Consider the following 16,239-nt stretch of genomic DNA (forward strand, 5'->3'; position numbering starts at 1 on the left):
GTGGTCGCGGTGAGCATCGATCCTTCAGGTGACTACTTTGGCGATAGTATTAATGTAAGTTGGCCATTATTTTGTGCCAAAAAATTGTCGCCAAATACCACCTGTGCCTAACCGTCCTGCGTCTTTAGCTGTAAAAAATCTGGAACTCACCGCGATGCCTGAAAACCGTGGCCTACCACGAGTTTCAAATTCACCTGAAAGAAACAATGTCTTGGTTTGCATAGACCGCATAAGTTTTTTTTCGCATAGGTATTATGAAAAAATCTTCTTAGCTCGCGCCCTAAATGTTCTTAGCTCTGTTGTTACAAACTTGAAACGGTTTGAAGCATAAATATCGTCATTTTTTTGGCGAAAAGCAGGACTTTTTTGGACCAGGGAGATGTACCCCATGCGCGTGTTAACCCCCATCACCAGTGCAGTGCTGTTGGCCATGGCGTGTGCCAACGTTCAGGCGATGTCAATCAACGAGGCCGTCCAGAACGCCGTGGACCAACATCCCGAGATCAGCGCCAGCCGCAATAGTCGACTGTCGGCAGACGAGGATGTGAAGTTCGCTCGCGGGGGGTACTACCCAACTGTCGACCTGGTGGCCGGTTATGGCCGCCAACGTTCCGACAACCTCAATACTCGTGGACTCAACGCTGACGGCACCAGCAACCACCGCAAGGAAACGCTCAACTACACCCAGTCGGAACTGCGTCTTCGGCAGATGCTGTTCGATGGCTTCAACACCCCCAACGAGGTAGGCCGCACCGAGGCGGTGGCCAACTCGCGGGCCTACTACACCCAGGCCACCGCCGAGACGGTTGCCCTGCGCGCCATCGAGGTGTACCTGGAGGTGCTCAAGCGCCGTGAGCTGGTGACCTTGGCGAAAAACAACCTGCAGGCCCATCTGCGGGTCAACGACCAGATCGGCCTGCGCAGCGAGCGTGGCGTCGGCAGCACCGCCGACCTCGACCAGTCCCGGGCCCGTCGCGCGTTGGCGGAGAACAACCTGGACACCGCCGAAGTCGACCTGGCGGACGCCGAGGCCAACTTCTACAGCGTCATCGGTCGCATGCCCGACGAACTGGAAACCCCGTCCACGATCAAGGGCCAGGTACCTGCCAATCTGGATGAGGCACGCAAGGGCTTGCTGGAGAACAACCCCTACCTGAAATCGGCCCAGGCCGATGTGAATGCCGCCGAGCAGCAGTACGAAGTGGCCAAGTCGCCTTTCTATCCGCGCCTGGACGCTGTGCTGGCCACCGGCGCCAATAACAACCTGGGCGGAGAAAAAGGCCACAGCAACAACGACTGGCAGGCCGGCGTAGAGCTCAGCTACAACCTGTTCCGCGGCGGTAGCGACAAGGCCCGGCTGCAATCGGATGCGCACAAGATCAACCAGGCCATGGACATCCGCAACAATGCCCTACGCGAGCTGAACGAGAACCTGGCCCTGGCCTGGAACGCCATGAACAACGCCCGCAAGCAAGCCCCGACCGCTCGTGAATACGCCGAAACCACCCAGCGAGTACGAGCCGCCTACCAGGACCAGTTCGGCCTGGGTCAGCGAACCTTGCTGGACGTGCTGGACAGCGAAAACGAGCTGTACAACGCCAACCGCCGCTACACCGAAGTACGGTACACCGAGGAGTTCTCGATGTATCGGGTCCTGGCGACCATGGGCGAACTGCTGAGCAAGCAACGCATCTCGCTGCCGCCAGAGGCCATTGCCAAGAGCGATGTGCGCAACGAGGCAAGACTGCCCGACATGCGCTAGGTACAGCCGCAGGCAGATCCGGTTCGCAAGGCGTTGCACCCCATCCAACGTCGCGGGAGTAGTCCATCGTGACCAGTATGCAAAGCGCGCAGCCGCGCCCGGATGTCGATGACCCACTGCTCGATGGCCTGCTGATCCTGTGTCGCCTGCATGGTCGCCCGGCCAGCCGTGCCAGTCTGTGCAGCGGCTTGCCCCTGGCCCAGCAGCGCCTGGGCCCGGCACTGCTGCCACGAGCAGCCGCCAGGGCTGGCCTACAGGCGCGCGTCCTGCCCCGTGGCCTGGCTGACATTTCGCCCCTCAACCTACCGGTGTTGCTGTTGCTCAACGACGGCCGCAGCGCCGTGCTGCAGCGCTGGGGCGATGACGGCCGTGCGCTGATCCTGCCCTGCGAAGCCGAAGGCGGTGAGCAATGGGTCGAGCGTGAAACGCTGGACCAGGCCTACAGTGGCAACGCCCTTTTCGCTCGCCCCCGACACACCCTGGAAGACCTGCGCTCGCCCTTGCTACCCAGGGTCAACGCCTGGTTCCGCGACACACTGCGTCACTCACGCTGGCTGTATGGCGATGCCTTGTTGGCCAGCCTGCTGATCAACTTGCTCGGCTTGATGGTACCGCTGTTCGTCATGCAGACCTACGACCGCGTGGTGCCCAACCAGGCTGTATCGACTCTGTGGGTACTGGTCGCTGGCCTGTTCATTGGCACTGCGTTCGAGTTGGTGCTGCGCATGGTCCGCGCCCACTTGCTCGATCAAGCCGGCAAGAAAACCGACCTGATTCTGTCTGCGACTTTGTTCGAGCGCATCACCGGCATGGCGATGAAGGCCAAGCCCGCCACCATTGGCGGCTTCGCCCAAAGCATCCACGACTTTCAGGGGCTACGCGAATTTCTCACCGCCGTGACCCTGACCAGCATCATCGACCTGCCCTTCGTTGCCCTGATGCTTCTGGTGATAGGCCTGCTCGGCGGCTGGCTGGTGCTGATTCCCTTGATCGCCTTCCCCGTTGCGGTGGGCTTCGCCCTGCTGATCCAGGCTCGTCTGCGTGACACCGTACAAAAGAGCCTGAGCCTGGGCGCGGTGCGCCAAGCGCTGCTAATCGAAACCCTGGGTGGCCTGGAAACTCTCAAAGCCTGCGGCGCCGAAAGCGAACGCCAGTACCAGTGGGAACACACCAACGGCGCCATCGCCCGCCTCGATGCCCACGCCCGCAACCTCTCCTCCCTGGCCAGCAACGGCACCCTGTTCATCCAGCAGTTCTGCGGCATGGCCACCATCGTGGCCGGGGTCTACAGCATCATCGCCGGCAACCTCAGTGTCGGCGCCCTGGTGGCCAGCTACATGCTCGGCAGCCGAGTGCTGGCACCGCTGGGGCAGATCGCCGGGCTGATCACCCGCTACCAGCAGGCTCAGCTCACCATGCGCAGCACCGACGCGCTGATGGCCCTGCCTCAGGAGCGCCAGGCCGAACAGCAAGCGCTGGAGCACACCACGCTCAAGGGTGGCCTGGCACTGAGCCACGTCAGCTTCCGCTACCCAGGGCAAACCCATGCCGCGCTGCATGACGTCAACCTCAGCCTCAGCCCTGGCGAGCGCATTGGCATCATCGGCCGCAGCGGCTCGGGCAAGAGCACCTTGGCACGCCTGTTGATGGGCTTTCATCACCCTGACGAAGGCCAGGTGCTGCTGGATAACCTCGACCTGCGCCAACTGGATATTGCCGACCTGCGTGGCCAGATCGGCTACGTGGCCCATGACCTGCCGCTGCTGGCCGGTTCCCTGCGCGATAACCTCACCCTCGGCGCACGTCACGTCAGCGATGCACGCATGCTCGAAGTGGCCGAACTGACCGGCGTCAGCGAGCTGGCCAGGCAACATCCCAGTGGCTTCGACCGCCCGGTGGGCGAACGAGGCCAGCTGCTGTCCGGTGGCCAGCGCCAGGCCGTGTTGCTGGCCAGGGCCCTGCTGCTGGAGCCCCCGATCCTGATTCTCGATGAACCCACCAGCCACATGGACAACAGCAGCGAGGAACAACTGCGCCAGCGCCTGATGGCCTGGGTGCCAGGCAAGACGGTACTGCTGGTGACCCACCGCACCTCGATGCTCAGCCTGGTGGACCGTCTACTGGTGCTGGACAACGGCAAGATCGTCGCCGACGGGCCAAAGGACGCGGTCATCGACGCCCTGCGCAAAGGCCGCATTGGCGCGGCAATGTAGGAGTTCACCATGCCTCTCATGCAAAGCGTGCGCAGCAACCAGGGCAACGACAAACGAGCCGAGCGCGACTATATGCCGGAGCTGGCCGGCGCCACTTTGCAAGACTCACCCCGCCTGTCGCGCCTGACCGTGTGGCTGGCCGCCGCACTGCTGCTGGTGGCGTTGGCCTGGGCCAGCCTGGCGGTGCTCGATGAAGTGACGGTAGGCGAAGGCAAGGCTATCCCGTCGAGCAAGGTACAGGTCGTGCAGAACCTGGAAGGCGGCATCGTCACCGAGATCTTCGTACGTGAAGGTCAAATGGTCGAGAAAGGCGCCACCCTGCTGCGCCTGGATGACACCCGTTTCAAGTCGAACAAAGGCGAGAGCGAAGCGGATCGGTATGCGTTGACCGCCCAGGTCGAGCGCCTCGCCGCCGAGTCCGAGGGGCGTCCCTTCGAGCTGTCGGATGAAGTGCGGGCCAAGGCTCCGCAAGTTGCCGAAGACGAAATCGCGCTGTATGAATCCCGCCAACGGCGCCTGGCCAGCGAAAAACAGACGCTCAACGAACAGCTGCGGCAAAAGACCCAGGAGCTCGCCGAATTCCGCTCGAAGGTCGAACAGTACCGCTCGGCCCTGGGCCTATTGCAGCAGGAGCTGAACATGTCGACACCGCTGGTGGGCACTGGGGCGATCTCGCCGGTGGAAATCCTGCGTCTGAAACAACGTACCGTCGAGGCGCGCGGCCAGCTCAATGCCACCAGCCTGGCCATTCCCCGGGCGGAGGCGGCGGTGGCGGAAATCAAGAGCAAGATCCAGGAGTCCGACGCCACCTTCCGCTCCGAAGCAGCCAAGGAGCTCAACGACAAACGCACTGAACTGTCGAAGATCACCGCCACCAGCATCGCCATCGACGACCGGGTCAACCGCACCACCGTGGTGTCGCCGGTGCGTGGTATCGTCAAGCTGCTCAAGGTCAACACCATTGGCGGCGTGGTGCAGCCGGGCAGTGACCTGGTGGAGATCGTGCCGATCGAGGACAACCTGCTGATCGAGGCCAGGGTGCGGCCGCAGGATGTGGCGTTCCTGCATCCGGGGCAGCCGGCGATGGTCAAGTTCAGTGCCTATGACTACACGATTTACGGTGGGTTGAAGGCCAAGCTCGAGCTGATCAGTGCCGACACGGTGACCGATGACAAGGGCAATGCGTTCTACCTGATCCAGGTGCGCACCGACAAAAATCACTTGGGTGGGGACAACAAACCGTTGCTGATCATCCCGGGGATGGTGGCCACGGTGGACATCATCACCGGCCAGAAAAGCGTGCTGGATTATCTGCTCAAGCCGGTGCTCAAGGCACGGACCGAGGCGCTACGCGAGCGGTGAAGGGTTTGGATTGCGTGATGTCGCCACATTTTCAGCGCCTGTGAGATCGAGCGCCGCCCGCGCGGCGCATCGCGGGCAAGCCCGCCCCTACCTTGATTGGTGTGAAACAACCGTAGGAGCGAGCCTTGCTCGCGATGCGTCGCGTAAGCGGCGCTTGATCCTACACCGGCCCCATATCGGCGAACAAAAAGAGCATCGCGAGCAAGGCTCCCACAGTCTGTTTCGGGCGAGTCTCTCCTGTGCCAGTTAGGCTGGCCGCCTTGATGCATGACTGAAGACTGATGAAAAGCGGTTGCGCCCACCTCAATATCGAAACGAGCAAACACGGCGGACAGTGGAGCCTCCACAGGAGTGATTGGCCCGGGAACCGCAAGCGGCAAGTCCTCTTCTATTAGCCACAAAACCTGTGGGAATTCGCCCTCTCCACTCCTGATAACGGCAGCCTTGCTGCCGTGTCGTGTTGCTGAAGGCCTAGCATTTTTGCCAGTAGAAACAAATGGCGAAGGATTACATCCTGAAGGCTCCAATTACCTGAAGGAGCAGATCACATGCGATTTTTTGCGATTGTAGGTATTGCAGGCGTTCTGGCTGTGGGGAACGCACTTGCGGCTACATGTCCGGAGCCATCCAGCATCAGCCAAAAAGCTGATACACAAGACGACATGGATGGGATCGCTTACAGCGCCACGAATGAGGATGGTCAATGGTCGGGTTTCACACCCAATGCAAAAGAATCGAAGGCCGATGAATTCAAACTGCTAAATCAGAAAGAGACCACGACCTCAATCATTTGCCGATACGAGAGCGACGACGAAGGCATCAGCTTGGCATTGAAAAAATGATGCCCTGAGGCCGTCAGCCAGAGGCACGACCGTCCTTGTCATGGGAAGTCGCATTTCATGATCGGGGCGGCGTGCTGCTTGAGCAACCATGATTTCGCTCGAATACATCAACACCCATCGCCTTGATCTGCCCTTCGATCAACGCCTCGAATGGCCGTAGCAGCTCATCGAAACTGGCTGGCTGCTCCAGCACGTTCAACGCCTGTGCCACTGCCTCGATGGTCGACACCGCGCCCGGCTCCGGTGCCTTGCGCAGGCGGTAGCGAGAGGGCGCGACCTCGGCCAGTGTCACCCTGGGCAGCGCCTCCAGCAACGGGTTCATGTACAGCAGCTTACGGGCCTTGCGCCAGGTGCCGTCGGGGACGATCAGCATGAATGGCCTATCGTCCGTTTCGTCGTAGGCTGCCAGCGCTTGTGCCTGCTCGCCCGGGAACAGCAGCACGGGCCGATAGCCCGGTTTGGCCAACAGCTCGGCAAGATCGGCGAACACTTCCCCAACCCGCAGCTCGGCATTGACCAGGCCCAAGGCGGCCAGTCGAGCGGTGTTCAGCGCGTGGTCGGTTTCACTGGGATGCTGCAGCAGGGCCACGCGGGTGCGGCTGTCGAGGCTGGGAATCAGTGGGCAGAGGCAATGGTCAAGCGGGCGCTGGCAGCGTTCGCAGCGAGGTCTGGGCATGGTGTTCTCCGTTGGCGGAGTATTTTGCCATAAGCCGATATGCTGGGCCCGCTTTGCCGGCGATGGGCTGCCAAGCAGCCCCAACGGCCTCAGCGGTTAAACCGCTCCGCCAGACTATGCAGGTATTCGGCCATGCGTTCGAGGTCAACACCATTGGCGGCGTGGTGCAGCCGGGCAGTGACCTGGTGGAGATCGTGCCGGTCGAGGACAACCTGCTGATCGAGGCCAGGGGGCGGCCGCAGGATGTGGCGTTCCTGCATCCGGGGCAGCCGGCGATGGTCAAGTTCAGTGCCTATGACTACACGATTTACGGTGGGTTGAAGGCCAAGCTCGAGCTGATCAGTGCCGACACGGTGACCGATGACAAGGGCAATGCGTTCTACCTGATCCAGGTTCGTACCGAGCAGAATCACCTCGGCAGGGACAACAAACCGTTGTTGATCATTCCGGGGATGGTGGCCACGGTGGACATCATCACCGGCCAGAAAAGCGTGCTGGACTATCTTTTGAAGCCAGTGCTCAAGGCGCGGACAGAGGCGATGCGCGAGCGTTGAGTCGCCCGCAGGCCGGCTCCTACAGCGCTGCATGCAGGAACCGGCCCAGGCTCTACTGGACGTATGCCGCAGGCGGGTCCGGCAACGCTGCGAGCAAATCCCGCAAGCCATCGGACCATTGCGACCGGATACGCTGAAAGTAAGGGTCATGGGCCGTGATACGGTGGCATTTCACCTCATCCAGGCAGTCTTTGCGGTACACCAGCAGATCCAGCGGCATACCCACCGACAGGTTGCTGCGCATGGTCGAGTCGAACGAGATCAGGCCGCAGCGCAGTGCCTCGCCCAGCGGCGTGTGGTAGAGCAGGTTGCGATCGAGTATCGGCCTGCCGTACTTGCTCTCGCCCAGCTGCATGAACGGCGTGTCCTCCGTTGCCTGGATGAAGTTGCCTTGCGGATAGATGTTGTACACGCCCATGGGCTGGCCCAGGATCTGCCCCCCCACCAGGAACGAACAGCTCAGGTCCACCTTGCCAGACAGCTTGGTGCAGTCCCGGTTGATCACCTCTCGAATGGTGTCGGCCACCAGCGCCGTGGCGTCGTACAGCGTCGGTACGTTCAACAGATGCGCGCCCTCACTGTCACAACGCTGCCTGAGCAAACTCACCACCGACTGCGAGGTCGCAAGGTTGCCGGCCGTTTGCAGCACGATCAGGCGCTCACCCGGCACATTGAACACGAACAACTTCCGGAACGTGGAGATCTGGTCGATTCCGGCATTGGTCCGTGAGTCCGATATGAAGACCAACCCGTCCGCCAGGTGCATCGCAACGCAATAGGTCATTGCTGTTGTGCCTGTGGTAGCGAGCTGACCTGCACCCGCGCCAGCATCGACTCCGCCCCGCCGCCACGGCGCATGCCACGCACCGGGCAGGCATCGAGATAATCATGCCCCACCGCCAGCTTCAGGTGCCGTTCCGGCCTGGCCAGGCGGTTGGTGACATCGAAGCTGTACCAGCCATCGCCCAGCCAGGCTTCGGCCCAGGCGTGGCTTGCCAGGTGGCTTTCGTCCTCGGTGCACAGGTAGCCCGACACGTAGCGCGCAGGGATGCCCAGGCTACGCGCGCAGGCCAGGAACGCATGGGTATGGTCCTGACAGACGCCGGCGCGGTTGGCGAAGGCTTCCGCCGCCACCGTGTCCACCGCGGTTGCGCCAGGGGTGTAGGCAATGTGATCGGCCAACCCGTTCATCAGATCGATCAGCGCCGTCCGGTCGCGTCTGGCGCCACAGTGTCGAATGGCGAAGCCCCGCAGTGCATCGTCGATGGCGGTCAGTTTGCTCGAACGCAGAAATGGCAGCGCGGACTGCGTGTCGTGCTCCACTTCCAGCGTCTGGTCGATGTCCACGTCCCCATGGGCACTGAGCATCAGGGCGTCATGGGGTTCGTCGATGGTCAGCAAATGCAGGACATTGCCATAGGGATCCAGCTGGCTACCTACCGGACGTGGCAGATCCAGATGCCATTCCAGTATCTGCTGGCGTTCACTGCTCTTGGGTGTGAGGCGCAGCAACTGGATGCTCATGCACACGTCGTTGGAGTAGTGGTAGGTGGTGTCGTGGCGGATAGACAGTCTCATACTACCTCCAGGTAGGATTCGTGAACGTTCTGTCCCAAGTGATTGATCTGGCCGATGTAGTGGGTCAACCACTGATGCAGCCCAGACTCAAGGATCTCTTCGATACCAGTGAAGCGCAGACGGGCACTGAGTTCGGCTGCCAGACGTTGCGCCGGACGCCCGTTTTCACCCGGCAAACCGGCCAGCAACTGCGCCAGCTCCTCGACGCAGGCATGCAGCGAGCGTGGTACATCCGCGCGCAGCAATAGCATTTCGGAGACCTGCTCGGCCGCCGGTGCGCAGCGGTAGATTTCGTTGAACGCTTCAAAGGAGGACAGCGCGCGCAGCAAGGCGCTCCATTGGTAGTAGCCGCGTGCGGAGTTGTCGCTGACTTCTTCCGATTCCTCGCCGAACATTTCGTAGCGCGCGTCGAGCAAACGCAGGGTGTTGTCCGCCCGCTCCAGGAAGGTGCCCAGGCGGATGAACCCATAGGCCTCATTGCGCATGATGGTGCCAGCGGTGGCACCGCGGAACAGGTGCGACCGCTCCTTGACCCATTCGCAGAAGTGGTTGATACCGTAGCGTGCCAGGCCTTTGTTGGCGATGTTGCGCATCTCCAGCCAAGTGGCGTTGATGTTCTCCCACATGTCGGCGGTAATTCGCCCACGCACCGCGTGTGCATTGCTGCGCGCGGCCCGCAGACAGCAATAGATGCTGCCGGGGTTGGTCTCGTCCAGGGCGAAGAAATGCAGCATGTGCTCGACATTGAGCTCGCCGTAACGGCGGTTGTAGTCATCCAGCGTGCCCGCCGCCAGCAATGACATCGCTAGCTCAGGCCGCCCATCGCTGCGCCCAGCCTGGGGCATCAGCGAAAGCGAATAGCTGACCTCGAGCATGCGCGCCAGGTTCTCCGCGCGCTCAAGGTAACGAGACATCCAATACAGGTCCGAGGCAGTCCTTGAAAGCATGATTCAGTCCTCCACAACCCAGGTGTCCTTGGTGCCGCCGCCCTGGGACGAGTTCACCACCAGCGAGCCTTCGCGCAAGGCCACCCGCGTCAATCCGCCTGGCACCAGGCGGGTTTCCTTGCCTGACAGCACGAACGGGCGCAAGTCGATGTGCCTTGGCGAGATGCCGTTTTCCACGAAGGTTGGGCAGGTCGACAGACACAGCGTCGGTTGGGCGATGTAAGCCTCCGGCCGGGCCTTGATCCTGGCACGGAACTCTTCGATCTCCGCTCTGCTCGCGGCCGGCCCGACCAACATGCCGTAACCGCCCGAGCCCTGGGTCTCCTTGACCACCAGTTCCGGCAGGTTGGCCAGCACATGGGACAGTTCGGCAGGCTTGCGGCACTGCCAGGTCGGCACATTCTTGAGAATCGGCTCCTCTGAAAGGTAAAAGCGGATCATGTCGTCGACGTAGGGGTAGATCGACTTGTCATCAGCCACCCCGGTACCCACCGCGTTGGCCAGCACCACATTGCCGGCACGGTAGGCCGTAACGAGCCCTGGCACGCCAAGCAGGGAGTCGGGATTGAAGGACAGCGGGTCGAGGTAGGCATCGTCGAGGCGTCGGTAGATGACATCGACCGCACGTGGACCAGAAGTCGTGCGCATGAAGACATGGTTGTCGCGCACGAACAGGTCAGCGCCTTCGACCAATTCCACACCCATTTCACGGGCCAGGAAAGCGTGTTCGAAATAGGCGCTATTGAATCGACCGGGGGTCAGTACAACGGTTGTCGGGTTATCCAGCGGGCTCGAACTCTTCAGGGTATCGAGCAACAAGTTGGGATAATGGTCGATGGCTGCGACGCGTTGAGCAGCGAACAACTCGGGGAACAGACGCATCATCATCTTGCGGTCTTCGAGCATGTAGCTCACGCCGCTTGGGGTTCGCAAGTTATCTTCCAGTACGTAGTAACTGCCATCGCCATCACGCACCAGGTCGACGCCGGCGATGTGGGCATAAATACCGCGATGCAAATCCAGGCCTTGCATGGCCACCTGGTAACCATCGTTCGCCAGGACCTGCTCGGGTGGAATGATGCCCTCCTTGAGAATCCGTTGCCCGTGGTAGATATCGTCAAGGAACAGGTTCAGTGCCTGGACACGCTGGATACAACCGCGCTCCACGGTTCGCCATTCACTGGCCTTGATACTGCGAGGAATGATATCGAACGGAATCAACCGCTCGGTGCCTTGTTCATCCCCATACAACGTGAACGTAATGCCTGCGCGATGAAACAATAAGTCCGCTTCACGACGACGCTGATCGAGCAACTCCAAGGGGGTATTCGCCAGCCAACGCGCAAACTCTTGATAATGCGGACGACACTCACCGGCCGCATCATACATTTCATTGAAAAAGGCCCGAGGCATACGCAACTCCCCACACACTAAGTACAACTGTTATCCCTGCAGTCGTTACCTAGCAATAGCGATGCCGAAACAGGCGCCACCCCGCAAACCGTGGCCTCTCGCGGTGCAGGTTCACCTAGGTTGTCAAGGTAAACGCACTCAATAAGGGCTCGTTGTAGCGTATTGAATAAGGCGTGAACCAAAACAGGGAATACAGGCCTTGGAATGCAAGTAGTAAGTGGGCCGCTTATCGCCGGCAAGCCGGCGCCTTCAGGCGCGCTCCTGGCCTATTGGTCTTGACCATGGTTGCGCTGGAATGTCTCCCGGCCCATTGCAGCTATCTGCCCTTCGATCAGTGCCTCGAACGGTTGCAGCAACGGGTCGAAACACTCTGGTGCTTCCAGTGCATTCAACGCCTGCACCACCGCCTCGATGGTCGACAGCGCCCCAGGCTCCGGCGCCTTGCGCAACCGGTAGCGTGAAGGCGTCACCTGCCCCAGCGTCACACGCGGCAAGGCCTGCAGCAATGGGTTGAGGTAGAGCAGCTTGCGCGCCTTGCGCCAGGTACCGTCCGGAACGATCAGCAGCAGCGGCGTGTCCTGTGCATCGCCATAGGCGCTCAGCGCTTCGGCGCCATCCCCTGGAAACAGTATTACCGGCCGGTAACCGGGAGTGGCGAGCAAATCGGCCAGATCCTCGAACACCTCGCCGACCCGTAATTGGGCGTTCGCCAGCCCCAATGCGACAAATCGGGCTGTATTGAGGGCGTGGGTGGTTTCGCTCGCGTGCTGCAACACCAGGACGCGGGTGCGGCTGTCGAGATGAGGGATCAGTGAGCAAAGGCAATGGTCTTGCGGACGCAGGCAGCGTTCGCAGCGGGGTCTGGACATCGGGTTCTCCTGGCTGGCGCCAGTGTGCCATAGCCACCCGATAAAAGGCCCACATCCCTGTGGGAGAGTCGTGGGTTCAGCGGTTGAAACGCTCCGCCAGACTGTGCAGGTATTCGGCCATGCGTTCGAGGTCCTGGCTGATCTCGGCACCTTGCTTGGCCTGCCCGGCGCTCTGGTCACACAACTGGGCGATACGCACGATCTGCTGGTTGATGTCTTCGGCGACGTGGCTTTGCTGCTCCGACGCGGTTGCCATCTGCTGACTCATACCGGTGATGCGGCTGACCGCCTGGACAATCCCGGCCAACGCCGACTGCACCGCTTCGACGCTCTGCATGCTGTCACGGGAAATTTGCTCGCCACGACTGGCGGTGCTCACCGCGCGTTCGGCGCCAGCACGTAGCGACGCGATGATGTGGTGGATTTCATCCGTGGACGACCGCGTGCGTTGGGCCAGGGAGCGCACCTCATCGGCCACCACGGCGAACCCCCGGCCTTGCTCGCCAGCGCGGGCCGCCTCGATGGCCGCATTGAGCGCCAGCAGGTTGGTCTGCTCGGCGATCGAGGTGATGGTGTCCACCACGCTGCCGATGCTCTGGGTCTGCTCGGCGAGGGCATTGACGGCCTGGCCGATGTCGCTTACCGCAACGCTCATGCTGCCCATGGCCTTGAGGCTCTGCTGCGCCAGCTCGCTGCCCTGTTGGGCCAGCTGGTCGGCATCGCCGGCGGCATGGGCGGTGCTTTGCACGTTATGGGTGACCTCCTGGATGGTCGCGGCCATCTGCGCGATGGCCGTGGCCGACTGGTCGGTTTCGCTACGCTGGCGGTCGAGCATCTGCGCCTGGGCATCGGACAGGTCGGCGGACTGGGCCGCCCGTGACTTGACCCCGACCCCGGCATCCACCAGCCGGGTCAAGGCGGTCTGCAGGCGCGCCTCCTCGCTGATGATTGCCAGGTCCAGTTGCCCCTGCAGCCCTGGATTGTCACTGTAGGTCAACGCCACCAACGGGCTGGTAAAGGCCTTGGGATGCTCGTCCAGGGTGCGGCGTATGGCCAGGTTTTGTCGATGCTCGACCCAGTACCAGGCAACCAGCAGGCTGGCCATCAGAACACCTAATGCGGCGTAGGTGGGCAACCAGAGGTAACCGGCAGCCGAGAGCACGCCGGCTCCGATCAATGGCCAGCCATGCCCCAACCCATGCCCCAAACGCGCCGCCCACGACACGGGCGAACGGCCTGCGCGCAGTCGCGCATACAGCGCTTCGGCGCGGCGGATCTGCTCACGGGTAGGCACCGAGCGCACCGACTCATAACCACTGACCCGGCCATTTTCGTAAATCGCCGTGACATAGGCGCTGACCCAGTAGAAATCGCCGTTCTTGGCGCGGTTCTTGACCACGCCCATCCAGGGCTTGCCTTGCTTGATGGTGTCCCACATATGCCCGAAGACCGCAGGCGGCATGTCCGGGTGCCGCACCAGGTTGTGCGGTTGCCCGACCAGTTCATCGTAGGTGAACCCGCTGATGGCTACGAAGGCGTCGTTACAGTAGGTGATTCGGCTGTTTAGGTCCGTGGTGGAGATCAGGCGCTGTTCGCTGGGGAAGGTTCTTTCATGCTCAGTGACGGGCAAATTCATGCGCATCTTGGGCGATCCTTGCTTGTGTAGATGAAGGGGAAAATCATCAAAGCAAGTAGAGGTTTAGCAGAGAGCCACCATGGTAGTGGCCAGGTTGTGCAGGAAAATGGCTCGTCCCGACGGAATGTCCGAAATGTCGTCTGACTCAGCCGACGATGAGCTGGCTCTTGAGCAGGTCACGGAACGTCTGGATCAAGGGTTCGCGGCTGCGACCGCGACGAATGATCAAGGAAAATGGCGCCTGATAGCCAAAGGTCGCCGGCGACAATACCCGCAGGTCGCCTTTGTCCACCCAGGCCTGGGCATAATGTTCGGGCAGGTAACCGATGTAGGCGCCTGAGAGAATCAGAATCAGCTGCGCCTCCATGCTCTCTACCGTTGCCGCACTGTGCTTGAAGCCATGGCGGGCCAGCTCCGCCTGGCTCCAGTAGCCACGCCCGACCATGCGCTGCTGGGTCACCACCTGCTCGGGGATGCGCCGTTCGGCGAACAACGGATGTCGGCTGCTGCAGTACAGCCAGTGCTGCTCGCGGTACAGCGGCTGGTAGACCAAGCCGCTCATGCGCGACGAAAAGGCGCCAATGGCAAGGTCCAGGCGGTTGTCCTGCACCCCCAGTTGCAGCTCGTAAGGGCTGGAAACCGACAGGTGCAGGTGGACCGCCGGGTGCTCCTGGCTGTAGGCGCCGATCGCTTCGGCCAACGGCAGCGCCCGATCGCCGACGGTCGAGTCGATCACCCCCAGGTTGAGCGTGCCACGCAGTTCGCCCTTGAGGGCGGCGGCGTATTGCTCGAATCCATCCAGTTCGGCCAGCAGGCGCAATGTCTCCTGATGGAACAGCTCGCCCTTGCTGGTCAGGCTGAAACCGCCTCGCCCGCGGTGACACAGCACGATCCCCAACGCCCCTTCCAGTTGGCTCATGTAGGTGCTGATGGCTGATGTCGACAGGTTCAGCTCACGCTGGGCATTGGCGAAGCCCTGGTGGCGCACGACGCTCACGAAGATGCGCAGCAGTTTCAGGTCGGGCAGTGTCGAGGCCATGGTGCAACGGTTCCGCAGGAGAATTTTCGCGCAGTCTAACCGGTCTTGCGGCCATTAGTTCAGAAATTCCTGAAGTAAGTATTTGCCGGTAGCGATTCTTCCCGCGCACAGCCTTGAGCAGACTTGGCCGAAATGTCCCTGCCCGCCAGCAGAACCACACTATCGAGGCGCGCGGCGGCACAGGTTCGAACAAACAGAACAATCGACCGACTGATGAGGCCCACCGTGGACAAGATTCTCCACCAACCACTGGGCGGCAACGAAATGCCGCGTTTCGGCGGCATCGCCACCATGCTCCGTCTTCCCCACCTGCAAAGCGCCGAAGGCCTGGATGCCGCGTTCATCGGCGTACCGCTGGACATCGGCACCTCGCTGCGCTCCGGTACCCGTTTCGGCCCACGGCAGATCCGCGCCGAGTCGGTGATGATCCGCCCGTACAACATGGCCACCGGTGCCGCCCCGTTCGACTCGCTGTCGGTGGCCGACATCGGTGACGTAGCGATCAACACCTTCAACCTGCTTGACGCCGTGCGCATCATCGAAGAGGCCTACGACGAACTCCTCGAGCACAACATCATCCCGCTGACCCTGGGCGGCGACCACACCATCACCCTGCCGATCCTGCGCGCACTGCACAAGAAGCACGGCAAGATCGGCCTGGTGCACATCGATGCCCATGCTGACGTCAACGACCACATGTTCGGCGAGAAGATCGCCCACGGCACCACGTTCCGCCGTGCCGTGGAAGAAGGCCTGCTCGATTGCGACCGCGTGGTGCAGATCGGCCTGCGCGCCCAAGGCTACACCGCCGACGACTTCAACTGGAGCCGTCGCCAGGGCTTTCGCGTGGTGCAGGCCGAAGAGTGCTGGCACAAATCGCTGGAACCGCTCATGGCCGAGGTGCGTGAAAAGGTCGGCGGTGGCCCGGTGTACCTGTCGTTCGACATCGACGGTATCGACCCGGCCTGGGCGCCAGGTACCGGCACGCCGGAAATCGGCGGCTTGACCACCATCCAGGCGATGGAGATCATTCGCGGCTGCCACGGCCTCGACCTGATCGGCTGTGACCTCGTCGAAGTCTCCCCGCCTTACGACACCACCGGCAACACCTCGTTGCTCGGTGCCAACCTGCTGTTCGAAATGCTCTGCGTGCTGCCGGGCGTCGTGCGTCGCTGATCAACGCTGCACTGCTGGATCGTGGGAGCGGACAGCACGCGGCGATGGACTGATAGGACTGGCAGGAGCCATCTGGGAGGGCCATAGAGGCCCGCCAACACAAGACAAGACCGCCGGGCGCCGTGAACCCGCCCGCGTGGTCGATCTCGCCATAATAAAGATAATCGGGAGA

13 protein-coding genes and 1 pseudogene are annotated in these 16,239 nt (G+C 61.7%); 6 read left to right on the forward strand and 8 right to left on the reverse strand.

Annotation, left to right across the window (positions count from 1 at the left end; translation table 11 throughout):
* Positions 1-388 precede the first annotated feature (388 nt).
* From P3R38_RS18035 to P3R38_RS18050, 4 genes are all read left to right on the forward strand, one after another.
* On the forward strand, positions 389-1,762 hold the full coding sequence (locus tag P3R38_RS18035; RefSeq protein ID WP_023381636.1) for a TolC family outer membrane protein: 1,374 nt from the start codon (positions 389-391) through the stop codon (positions 1,760-1,762).
* A 77-nt stretch (positions 1,763-1,839) separates the two neighbouring features.
* Positions 1,840-3,975: a type I secretion system permease/ATPase gene (locus tag P3R38_RS18040; RefSeq protein WP_023381637.1), complete on the forward strand. Its 2,136-nt coding sequence runs from the start codon at positions 1,840-1,842 to the stop codon at positions 3,973-3,975.
* A 9-nt stretch (positions 3,976-3,984) separates the two neighbouring features.
* Entirely contained in the window at positions 3,985-5,337 is a 1,353-nt protein-coding gene (locus P3R38_RS18045; RefSeq protein WP_081669692.1) for an HlyD family type I secretion periplasmic adaptor subunit, read from the forward strand.
* Between the two features lie 548 nt (positions 5,338-5,885).
* Positions 5,886-6,179 (forward strand): DUF3757 domain-containing protein, encoded by a 294-nt coding sequence (locus P3R38_RS18050; protein ID WP_023381639.1) that lies wholly within the window; start codon positions 5,886-5,888, stop codon positions 6,177-6,179.
* 55 nt (positions 6,180-6,234) lie between these two features.
* Here P3R38_RS18050 and P3R38_RS18055 read toward each other — a convergent pair whose 3' ends face one another.
* Entirely contained in the window at positions 6,235-6,855 is a 621-nt protein-coding gene (locus P3R38_RS18055; RefSeq protein WP_023381640.1) for a DTW domain-containing protein, read from the reverse strand.
* 140 nt (positions 6,856-6,995) lie between these two features.
* Between P3R38_RS18055 and P3R38_RS18060 the strand changes: the two are divergent.
* Positions 6,996-7,409 (forward strand): annotated as a pseudogene (locus tag P3R38_RS18060) (HlyD family efflux transporter periplasmic adaptor subunit); the annotation flags it as partial.
* 52 nt (positions 7,410-7,461) lie between these two features.
* Here the strand turns inward: P3R38_RS18060 and P3R38_RS18065 are convergent.
* From P3R38_RS18065 to P3R38_RS18095, 7 genes are all read right to left on the reverse strand, one after another.
* Positions 7,462-8,193 carry a proteasome-type protease gene (locus P3R38_RS18065; protein ID WP_023381642.1) on the reverse strand — a complete coding sequence of 244 codons (732 nt, stop codon included), beginning with the start codon at positions 8,191-8,193 and terminating at the stop codon, positions 7,462-7,464.
* Positions 8,190-8,987: a transglutaminase family protein gene (locus P3R38_RS18070; protein ID WP_023381643.1), complete on the reverse strand. Its 798-nt coding sequence runs from the start codon at positions 8,985-8,987 to the stop codon at positions 8,190-8,192. The genes P3R38_RS18065 and P3R38_RS18070 overlap by 4 nt, the downstream gene beginning before the upstream one ends.
* A complete protein-coding gene (locus tag P3R38_RS18075; RefSeq protein ID WP_023381644.1) occupies positions 8,984-9,934 on the reverse strand; it encodes an alpha-E domain-containing protein in 951 nt (316 codons plus the stop codon). Before P3R38_RS18075 ends, P3R38_RS18070 begins: the two co-directional genes overlap by 4 nt.
* 3 nt (positions 9,935-9,937) lie before the next feature.
* Positions 9,938-11,347 carry a circularly permuted type 2 ATP-grasp protein gene (locus tag P3R38_RS18080; RefSeq protein WP_023381645.1) on the reverse strand — a complete coding sequence of 470 codons (1,410 nt, stop codon included), beginning with the start codon at positions 11,345-11,347 and terminating at the stop codon, positions 9,938-9,940.
* A 266-nt stretch (positions 11,348-11,613) separates the two neighbouring features.
* On the reverse strand, positions 11,614-12,216 hold the full coding sequence (locus P3R38_RS18085) for a DTW domain-containing protein (protein ID WP_023381646.1): 603 nt from the start codon (positions 12,214-12,216) through the stop codon (positions 11,614-11,616).
* A 76-nt stretch (positions 12,217-12,292) separates the two neighbouring features.
* Complete coding sequence (locus P3R38_RS18090; protein WP_023381647.1) at positions 12,293-13,858, reverse strand: PAS domain-containing methyl-accepting chemotaxis protein; 1,566 nt, start codon at positions 13,856-13,858, stop codon at positions 12,293-12,295.
* A gap of 139 nt (positions 13,859-13,997) precedes the next feature.
* Positions 13,998-14,891, reverse strand: coding sequence for a LysR family transcriptional regulator (locus P3R38_RS18095; protein WP_023381648.1), 894 nt, complete (start codon positions 14,889-14,891; stop codon positions 13,998-14,000).
* A gap of 225 nt (positions 14,892-15,116) precedes the next feature.
* On the opposite strand from P3R38_RS18095, the gene speB reads away from it, so the two are divergent.
* Positions 15,117-16,067 carry an agmatinase gene (gene speB / locus P3R38_RS18100; protein ID WP_023381649.1) on the forward strand — a complete coding sequence of 317 codons (951 nt, stop codon included), beginning with the start codon at positions 15,117-15,119 and terminating at the stop codon, positions 16,065-16,067.
* Positions 16,068-16,239: the final 172 nt, after the last annotated feature.

The sequence above is a fragment of the Pseudomonas sp. NyZ480 genome (assembly GCF_029537255.1).
GTDB lineage: Bacteria > Pseudomonadota > Gammaproteobacteria > Pseudomonadales > Pseudomonadaceae > Aquipseudomonas > Aquipseudomonas taiwanensis.

Bases quoted from the DNA above. Each gene is read 5' to 3' on its own strand.
- P3R38_RS18065 (WP_023381642.1), bottom strand. From the start codon at position 8,193: ATGACCTATTGCGTTGCGATGCACCTGGCGGACGGGTTGGTCTTCATA.
- P3R38_RS18045 (WP_081669692.1), top strand. From the start codon at position 3,985: ATGCCTCTCATGCAAAGCGTGCGCAGCAACCAGGGCAACGACAAACGA.
- P3R38_RS18050 (WP_023381639.1), top strand. From the start codon at position 5,886: ATGCGATTTTTTGCGATTGTAGGTATTGCAGGCGTTCTGGCTGTGGGG.
- P3R38_RS18075 (WP_023381644.1), bottom strand. From the start codon at position 9,934: ATGCTTTCAAGGACTGCCTCGGACCTGTATTGGATGTCTCGTTACCTT.
- P3R38_RS18095 (WP_023381648.1), bottom strand. From the start codon at position 14,891: ATGGCCTCGACACTGCCCGACCTGAAACTGCTGCGCATCTTCGTGAGC.
- P3R38_RS18040 (WP_023381637.1), top strand. From the start codon at position 1,840: ATGCAAAGCGCGCAGCCGCGCCCGGATGTCGATGACCCACTGCTCGAT.
- P3R38_RS18055 (WP_023381640.1), bottom strand. From the start codon at position 6,855: ATGCCCAGACCTCGCTGCGAACGCTGCCAGCGCCCGCTTGACCATTGC.
- P3R38_RS18090 (WP_023381647.1), bottom strand. From the start codon at position 13,858: ATGCGCATGAATTTGCCCGTCACTGAGCATGAAAGAACCTTCCCCAGC.
- P3R38_RS18085 (WP_023381646.1), bottom strand. From the start codon at position 12,216: ATGTCCAGACCCCGCTGCGAACGCTGCCTGCGTCCGCAAGACCATTGC.
- P3R38_RS18080 (WP_023381645.1), bottom strand. From the start codon at position 11,347: ATGCCTCGGGCCTTTTTCAATGAAATGTATGATGCGGCCGGTGAGTGT.
- P3R38_RS18035 (WP_023381636.1), top strand. From the start codon at position 389: ATGCGCGTGTTAACCCCCATCACCAGTGCAGTGCTGTTGGCCATGGCG.
- P3R38_RS18070 (WP_023381643.1), bottom strand. From the start codon at position 8,987: ATGAGACTGTCTATCCGCCACGACACCACCTACCACTACTCCAACGAC.